Raw genomic sequence first — 18,313 nt, 5'->3', positions numbered from 1 at the left:
GGAGAAATCCGGGGTTTGTCGTTTCTGGCCACCCCGCTATCATTCGCGGATCTTTTGGGGGGATTTGACTGATGCTCAATGGCCTGTGGCTTGGCTTCTTCATCGTGGCAGCCGTATCGGCGCTGGCCCAGTGGCTGATTGGTGGCAACGCCGGGATATTCGCGGCGATGGTGGAAAGCATTTTTGCCATGGCCAAGCTGTCGGTCGAAGTCATGGTGCTGCTGTTCGGCACCCTCACCCTCTGGCTGGGTTTTCTGCGCATTGCCGAGAAAGCCGGCATCGTCGAATGGCTGGCCAAGGCCCTGGGACCACTGTTCTTGCGCTTGATGCCTGAAGTCCCGCCGGGTCATCCGGCCATCGGCCTGATCACCCTGAACTTCGCCGCCAATGGCCTGGGCCTGGACAACGCCGCCACGCCGATCGGCCTCAAGGCCATGAAAGCACTGCAAGAACTCAATCCCAGCGCGACCGTCGCCAGCAACGCACAGATCCTGTTCCTGGTGCTCAACGCCTCCTCGCTGACCCTGTTGCCGGTGACGATCTTCATGTATCGCGCCCAGCAAGGGGCTCCGGACCCGACGCTGGTGTTCCTGCCGATCCTGCTGGCGACCAGTTGCTCCACCATTGTCGGCTTCCTGTCGGTGGCGTTCATGCAGCGCCTGCGCATCTGGGACCCCGTAGTGCTGGCCTACCTGATCCCCGGCGCCCTCGCCCTCGGTGCTTTCATGGCGTTGCTGGCGACCCTTTCGGCGACCGCTCTGGCCGGCCTGTCATCGATCCTCGGCAACTTGACGCTGTTTGGCCTGATCATGCTGTTCTTAGTGATCGGCGCGCTGCGCAAAGTGAAAGTCTACGAGGCTTTCGTTGAAGGAGCCAAAGAGGGTTTCGACGTCGCCAAAAACTTGCTGCCCTACCTGGTGGCGATGCTCTGCGCGGTAGGCGTACTGCGCGCGTCCGGGGCGCTGGACTTTGGCCTGGACGGGATCCGTCATCTGGTGGAATGGGCCGGTTGGGACACGCGTTTCGTCGATGCGCTGCCTACGGCGATGGTCAAACCCTTCTCCGGTAGCGCCGCCCGGGCGATGCTGATTGAAACCATGAAGACCTCGGGTGTGGACAGCTTCCCGGCACTGGTGGCGGCAACTGTCCAGGGCAGTACCGAAACGACGTTCTATGTCCTGGCGGTGTACTTCGGCGCCGTGGGCATCCAGCGTGCACGCCATGCCGTTGGTTGTGCATTGCTGGCCGAGCTTGCCGGGGTGCTGGGTGCGATCGGGGTTTGCTACTGGTTCTTTGGTTGATCGGCTCCGTCAGCCAAAGCCTTCAGCGCGGCCTTGCGCTCGTCCGTCGGCAAGGCGCCAAGCTTTTCCACGGCGGCGTAAAATTTAAGCCAGTCGCCATTCTCCTGCTGGAACAGTGCGGCAAAAGCCGGCACCCATTGGTCGTACAAGCCAAACGGCAATAGCCGGGCATTGTTCATGGGGGCATAGATCCAGGCGTCATAGCGTTTGTCTGCGTCCCACTGACTGTCGCGCAATTGCCGGTATTCGCTGCGCAAGCGCTCGAACTCGGCCGCCTTGCGCTGGCGCATTTGTTCAGTTGGCAGCGGCAAGGTGTAGAGCTTTTCCAGTCGGGTGCGGGTCTTGAGCACCAATTCAGTGAACTGGTCGCGCTGACGTGCCTGCGCATTGTTATCCGGTGGCAGTTGGCGGTAGGCGCGCCATTGGCGAGTACCTTCCTGCTCGACGAAGGTGGCGAAGGATTCGTTGAACTCCGTGTCGTCCTTCACATAGAAGCGCTGATGGGCCAGCTCGTGAAAGATCAACGTGGCCAGTCGCTCATCCCCCCAGCCCATCATCGAACTGATGATCGGGTCGTTGAACCAGCCAAGTGTCGAATAGGCCTCGACGCCGCCAATCGACACGTCCATGCCTTGCAAGCGTTGCAAAGCCGCTGCGCCGCGGGCTGCGCTCTGGCTGTAGTAACCGCGATAGGCCACGCAACCGGCTATGGGGAAACAGTGGTTTACGGGCTTGAGGGAAAATTCCGGCGTGGCGAAGACATTCCAGACGACGAAGGGACGCCCAATGTCCGCGTACAAGCGGTAACTCTGGTTATCCGGCAGGTGCAATTGCTGGCTGGCGAAGGTTCGGGCCTTTTGCGATTGCTCCAGGTGTGTGCGCAGTTTTTGATCGCGCGCCGGGTCGGCAATCACGCTGGAAACAGGCTCCCTGGCTCGCAGCAACTGCAGTTGGCCGTTGGCCAGTTGGCTGTAATAGCTGGCGCTGGTGCAGCCGTTGAGCAACAAAAACAACAGGCTCGGAAACCAAACGCGAAAAACGCGATCAAGTAACCCAAGGCTAGGAAGCGGCCTGATCACAATAATTCTTCCTTGGAGAGTCTTTCCGCAAGACTATCCCGCTTGAATGGAGCTCCGCTATGCGCATGTTGATACTGACAGGAGGCCTGCTGATGCTGGCCGGCTGTGCTGGTTTCGGAATACCCCGCCACGATCCCGCGCAAGCCTGGATCGACCTGGACTCGAAGCAAGAAGATACGGCGCTGCAGGCGCTGGAGGTCGATGACAGGAACACCGACGATAAACGCTATTTCCAGGTTCAACCCGGTGGCCATGAGTTGACGGTCCGCTACCAATTCGCGGTCCAGCCCACCAATATCGGCCCAGACGCCGAGCCGTTGTGGCGCGATTGTCAGTTGAATGTGAAATTCAGCGACTTCAACGCGGGTGAGCGTTATCAGCTACAGGCAGGGAACATCGGGTTTCGGCCTTGGGCGAAACTCTACGATCAGCAGCGCAAAGTGATTGGGCGCGGCACGCCGGCAGGCTGTCAACACACCTGATCGGCGTTATGCTGGATGCATATCCCTTGGGACATCCATCATGCGCAGGTTGATGCTGTTACTCGCCGTCGGTGTTGTCGCGGGTTGCCAAAGCCCGATGCCGACACCCAATCCCAAAATGGCCTGGGTCGAATTCTCGACACCTTTCCCTAACGACAAGTTGTTGATGGCCGAACGACTGGATAAACAACGCCTGCGCGACGGGCGTTTTTTCGAGGTCACGCCGGGCAGCCATGAACTGATCGTGCGTTTCGACTTTGAAGTACCCGGTGGCGGATTGGGCATGATGAGCGGCCCTTCGGAGCGGCTGTGCTACCTGACCATCAAATACGATCATTTCGAAGCCGGCCAGCGTTATGTGCTCGAAGGCCGTTCCATTGCCTTTACCCCCGGTGCCCGGCTGTACAACGCCAAACGCGAAATCGTTGCTGAAGACCGGGAATCCTACTGCCTGATGTGAATGGTTCAGCGGTCGTTTTTCTGGTAAATGATTTTCTTCGTGCCGTTTTCGCACGAGCCCACGACCATGTTCTGGTCATGAACCTCGTCGTTGGTGACGATTTCAAGCGTGTAGGAAGTGACGCCGCTGGCCTGGATCTTGGCTTCGATCTCGGCCTTGAGTTCTTCGCAGGGTTTCGGTGCCGCAAGGGCCGAAGTGGCCAGTGCGCAACAGATAAGCGCCAAGGCAAAACGTTTCATGGTGAAGCTCCTTTGAGGCAGCACGCACAATCGTGGTTTTCGCTGCTGTCATTTATTCGACCACAGTTTTAGCGGGCAAGTCTGTCGCGACGCAAAAAAGATCGCAGCCTTGAGCTCCTTTTACCGAATGATCCCGGCAGGTTGTGCAAGGCTGCGATCTTTTGTCTTCAATGAAAATCTAGCCGACCAACGTTGCCTCCAGGCTGATCTTCGCATTCAGCACTTTTGACACCGGACAGCCCTCTTTGGCCTTGTTGCTCAGCTCTTCGAACCGGGCCTGGGTCGCCCCGGGGATTTTTGCCTTCAGAATCAATTTAACTGCGGTAATCGCAAAACCGCCGTCCACTTGATCCAGGGTGACTTCAGCCTGGGTATCGATGCTATCGGCCTTCAGGCCGGCATCGCCGAGAATCATGGAAAACGCCATGGAGAAACAGCCGGCGTGGGCCGCGCCGATCAGCTCTTCCGGGTTGGTACCCCGGCCGCCTTCGAAGCGCGCCTTGAAGCCATAGGGTGCTTCGCGGAGCACGCCGGTTTCTGTGGAAATCGAGCCGATGCCGGTTTTCAGATCACCTTCCCAATGAGCCGAAGCTTTCTTAACGATAGCCATGCCTGCCTCCTCAAGATTGACGCGAAACGTCGCGCCTTCGTGGTTTCCGTTTGCCTGGGTTGTGAGGATAGACGGTGGGGCAAAGTTCATCTCGTCCGATCAGTCTGCTTTTTTTGCGGGATTTTTTACCGGGCTATTGAAACTCGGGTATATGCCCTCATTGCATGAATCAGGCTTTTGGATTCGGCAGGTTTGCGTTCGCAAGAACAAACCTGCGCCCTCAATTGGAGAAGCAGGTTTATGAAACGACTGTCCGATATCAAGTTCTCGACCCTCGATCTGGTGCCGGTGCGCGAGAACGGCAGCGCGGCCCAGTCGCTGCGCAATTCGCTGGACCTGGCGCAGCATGTCGAGAAGTTCGGTTACAACCGCTTCTGGGTGGCTGAGCATCACAACATGGATGGCATCGCCAGTTCCGCGACTTCGGTGCTGCTCGGTTATCTGGCCGGTGGCACGTCAACCATTCGAGTCGGTTCGGGCGGGGTGATGTTGCCCAACCACGCACCGTTGGTGATTGCCGAGCAGTTCGGCACCCTGGAAAGCCTTTATCCGGGCCGGATCGATCTGGGCCTGGGGCGCGCTCCCGGTTCCGATCAGATGACCGCACGTGCACTGCGCCGCGAACGCTCCGGCAGCGCCGACGACTTCCCGGAAGATGTGGCGGAACTGGTGCGCTACCTCGGGCCGCGTACCCCGGACCAACGCATCATCGCGATGCCGGGAACCGGGACCAATGTGCCGGTCTGGTTGTTGGGATCGAGCCTGTTCAGTGCGCAATTGGCCGGCGAGCGCGGTCTGCCCTACGCCTTCGCCTCGCATTTCGCTCCGCGCTACATGCATGAGGCGATTCGGGTCTACCGCAATCATTTCAAGCCGTCAGCCGTTTTGGACAAGCCCTACGTGATGCTCGGCGTGCCATTGGTGGCAGCCGATACCGACGAGCAGGCCGATTACCTGGCGACCTCGGTGTTCCAGCGGATTCTCGCCCTGATGCGTGGCCAAAGCCTGGTACAGCGTCCTCCGGTGAAGTCCATGGACGGCCTGTGGCTGCCCCATGAAAAAGATGCCGTGCACGATTTCCTTGGGCTGGCCATGATCGGCAGCCCGCAGAAAATCCGCGCCAAACTTGAGGTCCTGATCGAACAGACCCAGGCCGACGAGCTGATTTTCACCTGTGACCTGTACGAACATGCCGATCGCGTGCATTCCTACGAGCTGCTGGCGCAGGTCATGCGGGGTTGATACTCAAACGGCAGGCATAAAAAAGCCGGCGCCTTGGCGTCGGCTTTTTTATTCGGGCGAGAATCGGCCTACTTTTTATAGACGATCACTTTGGCGCCCTCTTCGCATTTGCCAACAACTTTCCCGCCGGCAGCGGCACCTTTGTCGACAATCTCCAGCGAATAACCGGATACGCCCTTGGCATCAAGTTTCGCTGCGATTTCGGCTTTCAGCTCTTCGCATGGCTTGCCGCCCGCCAATGCGCTCCCCGCAAGGCTCAACAAACCTACTGCCAACATAAACTTCTTCATCGGTTGCATTCCCTGGTCGGATCATAGGGGTAACCAGCCGTCAGCCGGACGCACTCATGGAGTGCTTTGCCATTCCCTATGGCATTCGACCGGCGTGCAAGTTCAGAAGACTAGCCCAAAGTCAGCTGCTGGCAATCCGGAATCCGACTTTCAAGGTCACCTGAAAGTGCGCAGCCTTACCGTCCCTGATGTGCCCACGGGTCTCGGTCACTTCAAACCATTCCATGTACTTGATGCTTTTGCTGGCCTCGGCCAGCGCGTTGTTGATCGCATCTTCGATACTGCTGGTGGACGAGCCGATCAGCTCGACTTTCTTGTAGGTGTGATGGTCAGACATGGCGTTCTCCTCTGCGTGTGAATTACAGACTAGCAGTGATTTTTCCTATTTCTTCTGTTGGCCGTTCTGAGGGTGAGGTTCAGATTTTCTGCACTTTCTCGAACCCGTGAAGTCCCAACCAACACACGCCACTCATCACCAATGCAGGAGAGCCACCATGGCCAACACCTCGTTACGTAAAGCCTCATTGCAAAGCATGGAAGCCGAGATCGAGAGTCTGCTCAAGTCTTTGGAAAGCCTGAAGGACGACACCTCGGACGAGTCGCGTAAAACCCTCAAGACCCTGAAAAGCAACGCCGAGAATGCCTTGAAACACTCGCGCCATCTGCTTGCCGATGCTTATGAAGAGGTCAAGGTCAAAACCCGCGAAACCGGGATTGCCACCCGGGACTACGCCCAGGACCACCCCTGGACAACTGCCGGTGTCGCCGTGGGCGCATTGGGCCTGCTGGCCGCTTATCTGTTGTGCAAGCGTGATTAATCCGCTCGACGCAGTTCGTTCTTGAGCCACTGCGCCAGTTGTCGGGCGCGCCCGTCCGCGGCGCGCTTGGGTAGCCACAACGCCAGTTGCGCCGGGGTTTCACTGAAGCCCCAAGGCGCAACCAGGCGCCCGGCCTTCAAGTCCTCCGTCACCAAGGGTTCGGGAGCAATCGCCACGCCCAGACCCGCGACGGCGGCTTCCAGCAAGTAATACAAATGTTCAAATCCCTGACCGTACTTCAGCGCCCTGGGGTCGAGCCCCCGTGGTTGCGCCCAGTTCGGCCAGGCTTGCGGGCGTGAGGTAGTGTGCAGCAAGGGTTCGTTCAGCAGCGCGGTTTCCGGCGCCTGCTTGAGCCGTTCATAGCCGACAAACCGCGGGCTCATGACCGGGCCGATGCGTTCGCTGGCCAGCTCAAAAACCTGCATGTCCGCCGGCCAGGGCGGCTCGGCAAATACCAGCAAGGCATCCAGCCCCGGTTTTCGCGGATCCAGATCGCCTTCGCCGGCCGACAAGTGCAGGCGCAAGTCCGGCAGGTCGGCATTGAGCCGCCCCAGTCGGGGGATAAACCAGCGCGCCAGCAGGCTTCCCGAGCAACCGAGCACGAATGGCGCATCGGCTGTGCTTTGTGTGAGTTCGGCGCAAACGCTGCGCAGGCGCTCGAAGGCTTCGCTGCTGGCATCACGCAGTCGCAACCCGGCATCTGTGAGTTTCAGGCCGCGACCGTCCTTGATGAACAGGCTTACGCCGAGGTGTTCTTCAAGCACCTTGAGTTGCCGGCTGACCGCACCGTGGGTGACGTGCAGCTGTTCCGCCGCCTGACTGACGCTGTTCAGGCGGGCAGTGGCTTCGAAGGCGCGAAGCGCGTTCAGCGGAGGAAGGTCATGGCTCATTTGATCTGTGAGTTTTCCTGACAGGTTGTGGCGATCTTATCGGTTTTCAGGTCGGGGCGTCAGGGGTAGAGTGAAGCCCACTATCTCTTTATGCATCACTTCACGCATTCAACTGGAGCGCCCCATGACCCAGACTAATCTGCGCAACGGCCCTGATGCCAACGGCCTGTTTGGCGCGTTCGGCGGCCGCTACGTTGCCGAAACCCTGATGCCGTTGATCCTCGACCTGGCCCGCGAATATGAGTTGGCCAAGGAAGATCCTGCATTCAAGGAAGAACTGGCCTACTTCCAGCGCGACTACGTCGGACGTCCAAGCCCACTGTACTTCGCCGAGCGTTTGACCGAGTTCTGCGGCGGCGCGAAGATCTACCTCAAGCGTGAAGAGCTGAACCACACCGGCGCGCACAAGATCAACAACTGCATCGGTCAGATCCTGCTGGCGCGGCGCATGGGCAAGAAGCGCATCATCGCCGAGACCGGCGCCGGCATGCACGGTGTGGCCACTGCCACCGTCGCTGCGCGTTTCGGTCTGGATTGCGTGATCTACATGGGCACCACTGACATCGAGCGTCAGCAGGCCAACGTGTTCCGCATGAAGCTGCTGGGTGCCGAGGTTATCCCGGTGGTAGCCGGTACCGGCACGCTGAAAGACGCGATGAACGAAGCCCTGCGTGACTGGGTGACCAACGTTGACAGCACCTTCTACCTGATCGGTACCGTGGCCGGTCCGCACCCTTACCCGGCGATGGTTCGCGACTTCCAGGCCGTGATCGGCAAGGAAACCCGCGAGCAGCTGCAAGCCCAGGAAGGTCGCCTGCCAGACAGCCTGGTGGCGTGCATCGGCGGTGGTTCCAACGCCATGGGCCTGTTCCACCCGTTCCTCGACGACCAGAGTGTCGAGATCATCGGCGTCGAAGCCGCCGGTTACGGTATCGAGACCGGCAAGCATGCGGCCAGCCTGAACGGCGGCGTACCCGGTGTGTTGCACGGCAATCGCACCTTCTTGCTGCAGGACGACGATGGCCAGATCATCGACGCCCACTCGATCTCCGCTGGCCTGGACTACCCGGGCATTGGTCCGGAACACGCCTGGTTGCATGACATCGGCCGCGTTCAGTACACCTCGGTGACCGACGACGAAGCCCTCGCTGCATTCCACCAGTGCTGCCGCCTGGAAGGGATCATCCCTGCCCTGGAAAGCGCCCATGCCCTGGCTGAAGTATTCAAGCGCGCACCGACCTTGCCAAAAGATCACCTGATGGTGGTCAACCTGTCCGGCCGTGGCGACAAAGACATGCAGACCGTGATGCACCACATGGAACAATCCAAGCAGGAGAAACACTGATGAGCCGCCTGCAAACGCGTTTTGCCGAACTCAAGGAACAGAACCGCGCCGCCCTGGTGACCTTCGTCACTGCCGGCGACCCGGGCTATGACACCTCCCTGGCCATCCTCAAGGGCTTACCGGCGGCTGGTGCCGACGTGATCGAACTGGGCATGCCCTTCACCGACCCGATGGCTGATGGCCCGGCAATCCAGCTCGCCAACATCCGTGCATTGGGTGCCAAGCAGAATCTGGCAAAAACCCTGCAAATGGTTCGCGAGTTCCGCCAGGACAACAACGAAACGCCGCTGGTGCTGATGGGGTACTTCAACCCGATCCACATGTACGGCGTACCGCGCTTCATCGCCGAAGCCAAGGAGGCCGGCGTTGACGGCCTGATCGTGGTCGACCTGCCGCCAGAGCATAACGGCGAGTTGTGCGACCCGGCGCAGGCAGCGGGCCTGGACTTCATTCGCCTGACCACGCCAACCACCGATGATGTGCGCCTGCCGACCGTTCTCAACGGCAGCTCCGGCTTCGTCTACTACGTCTCGGTGGCCGGTGTGACCGGTGCCGGTGCCGCCACGCTGGAGCACGTCGAGGAAGCGGTCGCCCGTCTGCGTCGCCATACCGATCTGCCGATCAGCATCGGCTTCGGTATCCGGACTCCAGAACAGGCGGCGTCCATTGCGCGGCTGGCTGACGGTGTTGTGGTGGGTTCGGCGTTGATCGATCACATCGCCAATGCCACTTCCCCGGAACAAGCCGTCGATGGCGTTCTGAGCCTGTGCTCGGCGTTGGCCGAAGGCGTGCGTAAAGCCCGCGTCAGCTGAAGGTAAAGCTCCTGAACGCTGTAAACCTTGTGGGAGCAGGCTCGCTCCCACAAGGTGCGGTATCAAGGCAACTCTATCCCGCCTGATGCCTTGTGCAGTTTGCGCAGGTGCTCACCGATCTGCGTCACGTTGGCCTCGTTGGCGGCCATCTCGGCGGCGCGGCCCGGTTCAAGCAACGCCCTCACCTCCTTGTCCAGATCCCCGGACAGCGCCAGGAGTTGTTTCTGGCGCTGGCTGCTTTCCGCTTCCAGATGCTGCCATTCGCTCGGTTGTGGCAACCCGTAACCAGTGGTCCCCAGCAACTCTGCCGGGCGGCTGAGGAAGCCGCTGTTGGCGAGAATCTGCTTCAGTGTCTCGTTGGCCTTGTCCATGCCGCCGTTTTTAAGCTCCCGAGCGCCCAGATAGCGCTGCTTCACTTCGTCCTGGGCCAGCAACATCTGTCGACGGAAACTCGCCTGTTCCAGCAGCAGCAATGCTGCGCTGGTACGCAAATCGGCCTGTTCGAACCATTGCCGCCGCTCTGCGGCTTTAAGATCCAGCCACTCTTCGACAGTTTCCTGTTTGATCGGCATCTGCTTTTTCAACACTTCGAACATCGCTTGGTAGCGATCACGGAAGGAGTCGAAGCGATAACCCAGGCGCAGTGCTTCGCGAGGATCATCCAGCACGCTGGTATCGGCCAGACCGCGCCCCTTGAGCACTTCGAGCATGCCGTTGGGCATGATGTTGTCCAGACCAACCAGTTGCGGGTTGTTAGTGCTGCTACGCAGCAGTTTCAGTCCTTCTACCGCACAGTTATTGGACAGGAAGAAATAGTTGCCGTCGTAGCTCCAGTGCATTTCGGCGGCGTGCTCCACCACATCTTCGATCTCGCGGCGCGACAGGTTCAGTGGTACCGAGGCCAGGCTACGCAACTCGGTCTTGGTATATTCGTCGATTACCTGGGAAAGCGGCAGGACAAACAATCGCGACGGGTACTTGCCGACCAGCCCATTCCAGCTCGACATCTGCACATCACCGACAAATGCGCGGTATGACAGCACCAGATGCTGGTCCAGGTCCAGTCGGCAATCCGGTCCGCGAGGCCGGCCCGGTGCGCAGATGACCAGGCGCAACATGCTGTGACCCCAGTAGCTGAACAGGTTCTGGTTAGCTTCGGCCAACAGGTAATCGATGGCGTAAACCCGTTCAGGATCGACCTGTCCCAGTGGTGTTTTGGCGAAATCACTGCCGGCATTGAGGAAGGCGACGGTTTTGCCGCAAGCGTCTTTGGCAGCGGGTGCCCAGCCGAAGTGTTCTTTGTAGTAGCGGTACAACGCGGGACGACGGCAGGCATAGCTCGGATCGAGCAGGAAGTACTCGATATTGACCGCGACGAACTCCTTGGGGCTGCTCGTCTCGTAGATGTCCGGGCTGCGCGCGATCTGCCGGTTGTACTGTTCGCGTTCGCCACGACGGCCGACGTATTGCGGCCAGCCGGCGAGGTCGAGCAGGCGTGGATCATCGCTGAGGGTAAAGCGGCGGCCGGTCTGGCCGCGGCATTGGTCGGGGATGCCGACCAGCCCTGAGCTGCTGTCTTGGCGGGTACAGCGTTGAATCAGTGCACGCTCCGACTTTGGCCACAGGCGTGAGCGATCGTAGATGTGAGTCAGCTCGTGCAACACCGTGGCGAGCATTTCCCGGCGTACGGTGCCATGGGGGCGATGGGTTTTTTTGGTCGCGGCGCTGCCATCGGTGAGGCCGGCCAGCAGGTTGCGGTTCAGGTCGAGTTCGGACACCAGTGTCGCCTGACCGTAGGCATTTCTTGGCATGTCATCGGTCCAGCCGACATCGATGTGTCGATCGAGTTGCTCGACGAAGCGTGGCGGCAGTGCCTGCATGGCTTCATCGAGCAACGCCTGGCTGGCGTGCTGTTGCGCGGGTGTCAGACCTTCGGTCTTGAGCTGTAATTGAAGGCCGGCGTGGGCCGTGTTGCCGAACAGCAACAGGGCCCCGGCCAGCAGCCAGGCGCCTGGACGCTTCACAGTGCGAGGATGGCTTCAGCGAGATCCAGGTCACTGGCGTCACGGGCTTCCGGCACGCGGGTGCGCAGCAAATCGAAGGCTGATTCCAGATGAGCGCCACGTATGTCGCCATTGCTGGCAACGAAACTGGCGGCGTCGTCCTGGGCCTCGCGCACGATTTTCGAATCGCGAATGGACGTGGTGGTGTCGGAAGTGAAATCGAGGGTGCGCTGGGTAGCACGGATCAGGATATTACTGGTGGCAACCAGGGTATGTGCCTGGGCCACATCGGCCAACAGCAGCAGGCCTAAAGTGGCAGCAATCAGCGGGTTACGCATGGAATGACTCCAGAAAAAACAGGGATAACTATTGGACGAGAATTGCTTGTGCCAGTTCAAGGTCGCTGGCATGAAGTTTTACCTGGGTTCGGCGCAGATACCGCAGGGCCGACTCCAGTCGTGCGCCTCTTAGCTGGCCGTCACTGGCAATGAATGCCGCGGCGTCATCCTGGGCTGCGAGCAGCAGTTTATGGTCGAAGGGGGCGGAGGTCACCATGCTTGTGGCATATCCACTGGCCACGATCCCCTGGGTTGACAGGTTAAAGGCGTCGTAAGCATGGGCTGAACCTGAACAGGCAGCCGTAATCATGACTGGAGTGATCAACAGATTTGCAAGAAAACGCATGAGACTCGACAGTTAGAAGTGAGTCCCAAGGCTAGCGCAAGGCCCATTCCAGAGCCAGCACGGAAATATCGGGGCACGTCGAGCGTGTCCCCGAACAGAGCAGTCGATCAGATCGTCAGGATCGCCTGCGCCAGTTGTGCGTCGGTTGCGTTCAACTGGGGTGCCTGATGACGAATATGGTTGAGTGCGCTTTCCAGTTTCACCCCACGGATGGAACCTTCGCTGGCAACGAAGCTGGCGGCATCGTCACGCGCGGCGAGCACGATCTTGTCATCTTTGAATGAAGACGTGATGTCGGACGTCGCATCGGAACTGGATTTGAGTGCCCCAACGACTGCGTCGGTGGTCACGATAAAACTGGTGGCGTGGGAATTGGCAGCTACGGCAAGCAGGGCTGCAGCGCTGAGCAGGCGAAGTCGGGACATGGTGTAACTCCTAGGGTAAGCCGATTGGAAGATGGCGCAGTGTCTGCTGTGTCAGACGCTCGTTGCCCGCCAGGTTCTGATTGATAGTAGCTGTCTGTGCGTGACGCCGCGACAGTCTCATCGTGTTGATCTGGCGAAGTTTCCAGACTGTATCAAATCTGGTGAAGCAACTGTTCAGGTATAATTTTGGTTTGTTAAAACTGTACTGCTTTTTTCTTTCTTCTCCGAAACGACAAAGCCCGTCGTGGTTTCCCACGACGGGCTTTGTTTTTTCAATTCGGGTTGCTGGCGGTGGACCTTCAGGTCAGAGCCAGCGACGCTAACTTAGCGCCAGAACGGCTTGCTCAGCTCTTCGTAGCGTTGTGCTTCGCTAATCCCGGCATCAGCCAGCAGACGCGAATCCAGGCGAGCCAGTTGATGGCGGCTGGTGATGCGGCGCTGCCACAGCATCAGGTTGGCGATAACGCGCAGAGGCAGGGAAGCCTGGGTTTTTGCAGCAGTGTCTTCGAAGAACAGTTCGGAACTGAGTGTACGTTCCATGGTTGACATCCTTCCGCTTATGGCGGGATTAGGTAGTGGTTTAACTGGTGCCCATGATCCTCTTGTTTGCCTAGTCTCTGTAGATACAGTTCATCTGTATTGTGAGAGCTCAGTTAACTGTTTATAGGGGGTGTACTGGTCTAAATTGAGGCAACTGTACCTATCCGCACTATTAAGGTGCGAAATTGTTGTTTTTGTCCGAAAAGGTAGGAATTTTCCTTAGGAAATGACCAGTACAGCAGTACAGTTTTTTTCATATTTCGAAGAGGCAAGAGCAAGCTGACGAAACTGTGTTTGCGCCAGCTGCCATCTGTACTAATTACTTCTTCAGCATTTGCCCGGTTTCTTCCAGGTTGATGTGCCAGCTCAGGGCATCATGCAGGATGTGTGGGGTGTGCCCACCGATGGCGCACGCGGTGGTGAAGTAATCATTGAGCGCCTGGCGGTAATCCGGGTGCACGCACTGGTCGATGATGATCCGGGCGCGTTCCCGGGGCGCCAGGCCGCGCAAGTCTGCCAGGCCCACTTCGGTCACGAGGATGTCGACGTCATGTTCGGTGTGGTCGACATGGCTGACCATCGGCACCACGCTGGAGATCGCACCGCCCTTGGCGATCGACTTGGTCACGAACACGGACAGATGCGCGTTGCGCGCGAAGTCGCCCGAGCCGCCGATGCCGTTCATCATCCGCGTTCCGCAGACGTGAGTGGAGTTGACGTTGCCATAGATGTCGAACTCCAGCGCCGTGTTGATGCCGATGATGCCGAGGCGGCGCACGACTTCAGGGTGGTTGGAAATCTCCTGCGGGCGCAGGACCAGCTTGTCCTTGTAGCGCTCCAGATTGCCGAAGACGTCAGCATTGCGCCGGCTCGACAGGGTGATTGAACTGCCCGAAGCAAAACTCAGCTTGCCCGCATCGATCAGGTCGAAGGTCGAATCCTGCAGCACCTCGGAATACATCGTCAGGTCTTCGAACGGCGAGTCGATCAGGCCACACATCACCGAGTTGGCGATGGTGCCGATTCCGGCTTGTAGCGGGCCGAGCTTGTTGGTCATGCGCCCGGCTGCCACTTCCTGTTTGAAGAAGTCGATCAGGTGGTCGGCAATGGCCTGGGTCTCGGCGTCTGGCGCCAGCACAGTGGAGGGCGAGTCAGCCTGGTTGGTGACCACGATGGCGACGATTTTTTCCGGTGGAATCGGGATGGCGGTGCTGCCAATGCGATCGTCGACCTTGACCAGCGGAATCGGCGTGCGGGTCGGACGGTAGGTCGGAATATAGATGTCGTGCAGACCTTCGAGATTCGGGTTGTGCGCCATGTTGATCTCGACGATCACGTGCTTGGCGAAAATCGCGAAACTGGCCGAGTTGCCGACCGAGGTGGTTGGCACGATATGCCCTTGTTCGGTGATCGCTACGGCTTCAATCACGGCGATGTCCGGCAGCTTCAATTGCTGGTTGCGCAATTGCTCCACGGTTTCCGACAAGTGCTGGTCGATGAACATGACTTCACCGGCATTGATCGCCTTGCGCAGGGTGCTGTCGACCTGAAACGGCATGCGTCGCGACAACACACCGGCTTCGGTCAACTGCTTATCGAGGTCGTTGCCCAGGCTTGCGCCGGTCATCAGGCTGATTTTCAGCGGCGTGACCTTGGCGCGCTCAGCCAGCGCCTGGGGGACGGCCTTGGCTTCGCCTGCGCGAGTAAAGCCACTCATGCCGACGGTCATGCCGTCCTCAATCAGAGCGGCAGCGTCGGCAGCGCTCATCACTTTGTCCAACAACGAAGGCAGGCGGATACGGTCACGGTACATGGATTGTTATCTCGGGCAACAGGTAGCAGGACGTGCAGTCTAGTGAATTGCGCCGGCTTCTGTCCCGCTACCAAGGTCGCAATCGAGGCGTCTATTCCGGGCTTTTCAAGCAAAACACCGTTACCGGATCGGTAACAAAAGAATAGTTTGTCCGACGATTTGCACAAACAAAAACGCCCCGACGAGTCGGGGCGTTCCGTGTGCCGCAGAGGGTTACTCGACGGCCTTGACCATGTCTTCGATGACCTTCTTCGCGTCGCCGAACACCATCATGGTCTTGTCCAGGTAGAACAGCTCGTTGTCCAGGCCGGCGTAGCCGCTGGCCATCGAGCGTTTGTTGACGATGATGGTCTTGGCCTTGAACGCTTCGAGGATCGGCATGCCGGCAATCGGNTCGTTGTCCAGGCCGGCGTAGCCGCTGGCCATCGAGCGTTTGTTGACGATGATGGTCTTGGCCTTGAACGCTTCGAGGATCGGCATGCCGGCAATCGGCGATTTCGGATCGTTCTTGGCGGCCGGGTTGACCACGTCGTTGGCGCCCAGCACCAGCACCACGTCGGCCTGGCCGAACTCGGAGTTGATGTCGTCCATCTCGAACACCTGGTCGTAAGGCACTTCGGCCTCGGCCAGCAACACGTTCATGTGGCCGGGCATACGACCGGCMACCGGGTGGATCGCATACTTCACGGTCACGCCGCGATGGGTCAGCTTCTCGGTCAGTTCCTTCAGTGCATGYTGAGCGCGTGCCACCGCCAGGCCGTAGCCCGGCACGATGATCACGGTGTCGGCGTTGGTCAGCAGGAAGGTCGCGTCGTCAGCCGAACCGGATTTCACCGGACGGGCTTCTTTGGAACCCGCCGGGCCGGCCGCCTCTGCCGTATTGCCGAARCCRCCGAGCAGYACRTTAAAGAAGGAGCGGTTCATCGCCTTGCACATGATGTACGAGAGGATCGCACCGSWYGAGCCYACCAGCGARCCGGCGATGATCAGCATCGAGTTGTTCAGCGAGAAGCCGATRCCCGCCGCTGCCCAGCCGGAGTAGCTGTTGAGCATCGACACGACCACTGGCATGTCCGCGCCACCGATCGGGATGATGATCAGCACGCCGAGCACGAAGGCCAGGGCCAGCATCACGGCGAAAGCGGTGTAGTCACCGGTGAGCATGAAGGTCACGCCCAGGCCCAGGGTGGCCAGGCCCAGCAGCAGGTTCAGCTTGTGCTGRCCRCTGAACTGTACCGGTGCMCCCTGGAACAGGCGGAACTTGTACTTGCCSGCCAGCTTGCCRAAGGCAATGACCGAGCCGGAGAAGGTGATTGCMCCGATGGCGGCACCGAGGAACAGTTCCAGGCGGTTACCGGCCGGGATCGCGTCACCGAGYTGCTTGACGATGCCCAGCGACTGCGGCTCGACCACGGCAGCCACGGCGATGAACACCGCGGCCAGGCCGATCATGCTGTGCATGAAGGCGACCAGTTCCGGCATCTTGGTCATTTCAACGCGTTTGGCCATGATCGAACCGGCGGTGCCGCCGATCAGCAGGCCGACGATCACGTAGACGATACCGTCTTGCGCCAGCTCGGAGCCCAGCTTGTAGATCAGGCCGACCGTGGTGAGGATCGCCAGGCCCATGCCGAGCATGCCGAACAGGTTGCCACGACGCGACGTGGTGGGGTGCGAGAGGCCCTTGAGCGCCTGGATGAAGCAGACCGAGGCGATCAAATACAGGGACGTAACCAGGTTCATGCTCATGCTTGCTGCACCTCAGCCTTGGCTGCTGTTGCGGTCTTGGCAGCCGGAGCTTTGGCCGCTTTCTTCTTGAACATTTCCAGCATGCGGCGGGTCACCAGGAAGCCACCAAACACGTTGACGGCGGCCAGGGCCACGGCCAGGGTGCCCATGGTCTTGCCCAGCGGSGTCACGGTCAGCGCCGCTGCCAGCATGGCGCCGACGATCACGATGGCCGAGATGGCGTTGGTMACGGCCATCAGTGGCGTGTGCAGTGCRGGKGTGACGTTCCAGACCACGTGGTAGCCGACATAGATCGCCAGCACGAAGATGATCAGGTTGTAGATACCGTGAGAGATCAGCATGTCTTCCATTGTTTTTATCCTCAGCCGTTCTTGCGCACGATCTGGCCGTCGCGGCACATCAGGCACGCGGCGACGATATCGTCTTCAAGGTTGATCACCAGTTGTCCTTCTTTATCGAACAACAGTTTCATGAAGTCCAGCAGGTTGCGGGCGTACAGCGCCGAAGCGTCAGCCGCCACGGCGCTGGCCAGGTTGGTCGGGCCAACGATGGTCACGCCATGTTCGACGACCACCTGATCGGCCACGGTCAGCGGGCAGTTGCCGCCCTGGGCCGCCGCGAGGTCGATGACCACCGACCCCGGCTTCATCTGGGCCACGGTTTGCGCGCTCAACAGTGTCGGTGCCTTGCGGCCGGGAATCAGCGCGGTGGTGATGACGATGTCAGCCTGCTTGGCGCGTTCGTGCACGGCGGCGGCCTGGCGCTGCATCCAGCTGGCCGGCATCGGGCGGGCGTAACCGCCGACACCGACGGCGCATTCACGCTCTTCATCGGTCTCGTAGGGCACGTCGACGAACTTGGCGCCGAGGGATTCGATCTGCTCTTTTACCGCCGGACGCACGTCAGACGCTTCGATCACCGCCCCCAGGCGTTTCGCCGTAGCGATCGCCTGCAAACCGGCCACGCCAGCACCGAGGATCAGCACGCGCGCCGCTTTCACGGTGCCTGCCGCGGTCATCAGCATCGGCATGAAGCGAGGGTAGTGGTGAGCGGCCAGCAACACAGCCTTGTAACCGGCGATGTTGGCTTGCGASGACAGTACGTCCAGGCTCTGAGCGCGGGAGGTACGCGGCGCGGCTTCCAGGGCAAAGGCGGTAATGCCGCACTCGGCCATTTTGGCGATGGTTTCGTTGCTGAACGGGTTGAGCATGCCCACCACAACGGTGCCGCTTTTAATCAGCGCCAGCTCGCTGTCGCTGGGCGCGACCACCTTCAAAATCAGCTCTGCAGCAAACGCGTCATTGGCGCTGCCAATGGTTGCGCCTGCCGCTTCATAGGCACTGTCGACAACGCTGGCATTAATGCCGGCGCCGCTTTGTACAGTGACCTTATGGCCCTGGCCGATCAGCTTCTTGATGGTTTCCGGGGTTGCAGCAACCCGTGTTTCACCGGTCTGGGTTTCGAGAGGAACACCAATGTGCACGTCAAATCTCCTGCGTGATCTTATAGAGTAAACCCATGCACTACGGAT

22 protein-coding genes and 1 pseudogene are annotated in these 18,313 nt (G+C 59.6%); 7 read left to right on the top strand and 16 right to left on the bottom strand.

Annotation, left to right across the window (positions count from 1 at the left end):
• The first annotated feature begins 71 nt into the window (after window positions 1-71).
• The gene (locus ASD95_RS00110) at window positions 72-1,301 is read left to right on the top strand and encodes a nucleoside recognition domain-containing protein (RefSeq protein WP_046042661.1); all 1,230 of its coding nucleotides are present in this window, start codon (window positions 72-74) and stop codon (window positions 1,299-1,301) included.
• On the opposite strand, the gene ASD95_RS00105 is transcribed toward ASD95_RS00110, so the two are convergent.
• Window positions 1,283-2,380, bottom strand: coding sequence for an aminopeptidase (locus ASD95_RS00105; RefSeq protein ID WP_056726699.1), 1,098 nt, complete (start codon window positions 2,378-2,380; stop codon window positions 1,283-1,285). The two genes, ASD95_RS00110 and ASD95_RS00105, sit on opposite strands and share 19 nt — an antisense overlap.
• A 59-nt stretch (window positions 2,381-2,439) precedes the next feature.
• Here ASD95_RS00105 and ASD95_RS00100 point away from each other — a divergent pair, with 59 nt between their 5' ends.
• Window positions 2,440-2,862: a PA0061/PA0062 family lipoprotein gene (locus ASD95_RS00100; protein ID WP_056726698.1), complete on the top strand. Its 423-nt coding sequence runs from the start codon at window positions 2,440-2,442 to the stop codon at window positions 2,860-2,862.
• 40 nt (window positions 2,863-2,902) lie between these two features.
• Entirely contained in the window at window positions 2,903-3,322 is a 420-nt protein-coding gene (locus ASD95_RS00095; protein WP_056726697.1) for a PA0061/PA0062 family lipoprotein, read from the top strand.
• A gap of 5 nt (window positions 3,323-3,327) precedes the next feature.
• Here ASD95_RS00095 and ASD95_RS00090 read toward each other — a convergent pair whose 3' ends face one another.
• The gene (locus tag ASD95_RS00090; RefSeq protein ID WP_056726696.1) at window positions 3,328-3,561 is read right to left on the bottom strand and encodes a DUF1161 domain-containing protein; all 234 of its coding nucleotides are present in this window, start codon (window positions 3,559-3,561) and stop codon (window positions 3,328-3,330) included.
• A gap of 178 nt (window positions 3,562-3,739) precedes the next feature.
• Complete coding sequence (locus tag ASD95_RS00085) at window positions 3,740-4,171, bottom strand: OsmC family protein (RefSeq protein ID WP_056726695.1); 432 nt, start codon at window positions 4,169-4,171, stop codon at window positions 3,740-3,742.
• A gap of 240 nt (window positions 4,172-4,411) precedes the next feature.
• Between ASD95_RS00085 and ASD95_RS00080 the strand changes: the two genes are divergently transcribed.
• A complete protein-coding gene (locus ASD95_RS00080) occupies window positions 4,412-5,413 on the top strand; it encodes an LLM class flavin-dependent oxidoreductase (protein ID WP_056726694.1) in 1,002 nt (333 codons plus the stop codon).
• A 68-nt stretch (window positions 5,414-5,481) separates the two neighbouring features.
• Here the strand turns inward: ASD95_RS00080 and ASD95_RS00075 are convergent, their stop codons facing one another.
• Together ASD95_RS00075 and ASD95_RS00070 are read right to left on the bottom strand one after the other, a co-directional pair.
• The gene (locus ASD95_RS00075) at window positions 5,482-5,703 is read right to left on the bottom strand and encodes a DUF1161 domain-containing protein (RefSeq protein ID WP_056726693.1); all 222 of its coding nucleotides are present in this window, start codon (window positions 5,701-5,703) and stop codon (window positions 5,482-5,484) included.
• A 121-nt stretch (window positions 5,704-5,824) separates the two neighbouring features.
• Window positions 5,825-6,040, bottom strand: a complete 216-nt coding sequence (locus ASD95_RS00070; protein WP_008045871.1) for a dodecin — start codon at window positions 6,038-6,040, stop codon at window positions 5,825-5,827.
• A gap of 157 nt (window positions 6,041-6,197) precedes the next feature.
• Here ASD95_RS00070 and ASD95_RS00065 point away from each other — a divergent pair, with 157 nt between their 5' ends.
• The gene (locus ASD95_RS00065; RefSeq protein WP_056726692.1) at window positions 6,198-6,521 is read left to right on the top strand and encodes a DUF883 family protein; all 324 of its coding nucleotides are present in this window, start codon (window positions 6,198-6,200) and stop codon (window positions 6,519-6,521) included.
• Here ASD95_RS00065 and ASD95_RS00060 read toward each other — a convergent pair.
• Window positions 6,518-7,411, bottom strand: a complete 894-nt coding sequence (locus ASD95_RS00060) for a LysR family transcriptional regulator (protein ID WP_056726691.1) — start codon at window positions 7,409-7,411, stop codon at window positions 6,518-6,520. The two genes, ASD95_RS00065 and ASD95_RS00060, sit on opposite strands and share 4 nt — an antisense overlap.
• 124 nt (window positions 7,412-7,535) lie before the next feature.
• Here ASD95_RS00060 and trpB point away from each other — a divergent pair, with 124 nt between their 5' ends.
• Both trpB and trpA read left to right on the top strand, forming a co-directional pair.
• Window positions 7,536-8,756: a tryptophan synthase subunit beta gene (trpB, locus tag ASD95_RS00055; protein ID WP_056726690.1), complete on the top strand. Its 1,221-nt coding sequence runs from the start codon at window positions 7,536-7,538 to the stop codon at window positions 8,754-8,756.
• Window positions 8,756-9,568, top strand: coding sequence for a tryptophan synthase subunit alpha (trpA, locus tag ASD95_RS00050; protein WP_015092933.1), 813 nt, complete (start codon window positions 8,756-8,758; stop codon window positions 9,566-9,568). Before trpB ends, trpA begins: the two co-directional genes overlap by 1 nt.
• 62 nt (window positions 9,569-9,630) lie before the next feature.
• Here the strand turns inward: trpA and ASD95_RS00045 are convergent, their stop codons facing one another.
• From ASD95_RS00045 to ASD95_RS00005, 10 genes and pseudogenes are all read right to left on the bottom strand, one after another.
• On the bottom strand, window positions 9,631-11,592 hold the full coding sequence (locus ASD95_RS00045) for a DUF7844 domain-containing protein (protein ID WP_056726689.1): 1,962 nt from the start codon (window positions 11,590-11,592) through the stop codon (window positions 9,631-9,633).
• The gene (locus ASD95_RS00040; protein ID WP_056726688.1) at window positions 11,589-11,909 is read right to left on the bottom strand and encodes a DUF2388 domain-containing protein; all 321 of its coding nucleotides are present in this window, start codon (window positions 11,907-11,909) and stop codon (window positions 11,589-11,591) included. Before ASD95_RS00040 ends, ASD95_RS00045 begins: the two co-directional genes overlap by 4 nt.
• A gap of 28 nt (window positions 11,910-11,937) precedes the next feature.
• The gene (locus ASD95_RS00035) at window positions 11,938-12,255 is read right to left on the bottom strand and encodes a DUF2388 domain-containing protein (RefSeq protein WP_056726687.1); all 318 of its coding nucleotides are present in this window, start codon (window positions 12,253-12,255) and stop codon (window positions 11,938-11,940) included.
• Window positions 12,256-12,362: 107 nt separating this feature from the next.
• A complete protein-coding gene (locus ASD95_RS00030; protein WP_056726686.1) occupies window positions 12,363-12,680 on the bottom strand; it encodes a DUF2388 domain-containing protein in 318 nt (105 codons plus the stop codon).
• 324 nt (window positions 12,681-13,004) lie between these two features.
• Window positions 13,005-13,220, bottom strand: coding sequence for a DUF1127 domain-containing protein (locus ASD95_RS00025; RefSeq protein ID WP_008018491.1), 216 nt, complete (start codon window positions 13,218-13,220; stop codon window positions 13,005-13,007).
• Window positions 13,221-13,539: 319 nt separating this feature from the next.
• On the bottom strand, window positions 13,540-15,033 hold the full coding sequence (locus ASD95_RS00020; RefSeq protein WP_056726685.1) for an acetyl-CoA hydrolase/transferase family protein: 1,494 nt from the start codon (window positions 15,031-15,033) through the stop codon (window positions 13,540-13,542).
• 213 nt (window positions 15,034-15,246) lie between these two features.
• Window positions 15,247-15,426, bottom strand: a pseudogene (locus tag ASD95_RS30185) (NAD(P)(+) transhydrogenase (Re/Si-specific) subunit beta); the annotation flags it as partial.
• Between the two features lies 1 nt (window position 15,427).
• Window positions 15,428-16,782, bottom strand: a 1,355-nt coding sequence (locus tag ASD95_RS00015) for an NAD(P)(+) transhydrogenase (Re/Si-specific) subunit beta (RefSeq protein ID WP_236709705.1), incomplete at its 3' end; no start/stop codon positions are given.
• Entirely contained in the window at window positions 16,779-17,132 is a 354-nt protein-coding gene (locus ASD95_RS00010; RefSeq protein ID WP_056726684.1) for an NAD(P) transhydrogenase subunit alpha, read from the bottom strand. The genes ASD95_RS00010 and ASD95_RS00015, both read right to left, overlap by 4 nt.
• 11 nt (window positions 17,133-17,143) lie before the next feature.
• Window positions 17,144-18,265, bottom strand: a complete 1,122-nt coding sequence (locus ASD95_RS00005; RefSeq protein ID WP_056726683.1) for a Re/Si-specific NAD(P)(+) transhydrogenase subunit alpha — start codon at window positions 18,263-18,265, stop codon at window positions 17,144-17,146.
• Window positions 18,266-18,313 lie beyond the last annotated feature (48 nt).

Origin of the sequence: Pseudomonas sp. Root71 (assembly GCF_001429045.1) — a bacterium.
GTDB classification, from domain to species: domain Bacteria; phylum Pseudomonadota; class Gammaproteobacteria; order Pseudomonadales; family Pseudomonadaceae; genus Aquipseudomonas; species Aquipseudomonas monachiensis.
The sequence above is the reverse complement of the archived record's forward strand: the minus strand, read 5'-3'. Positions and strand labels throughout refer to the sequence as shown.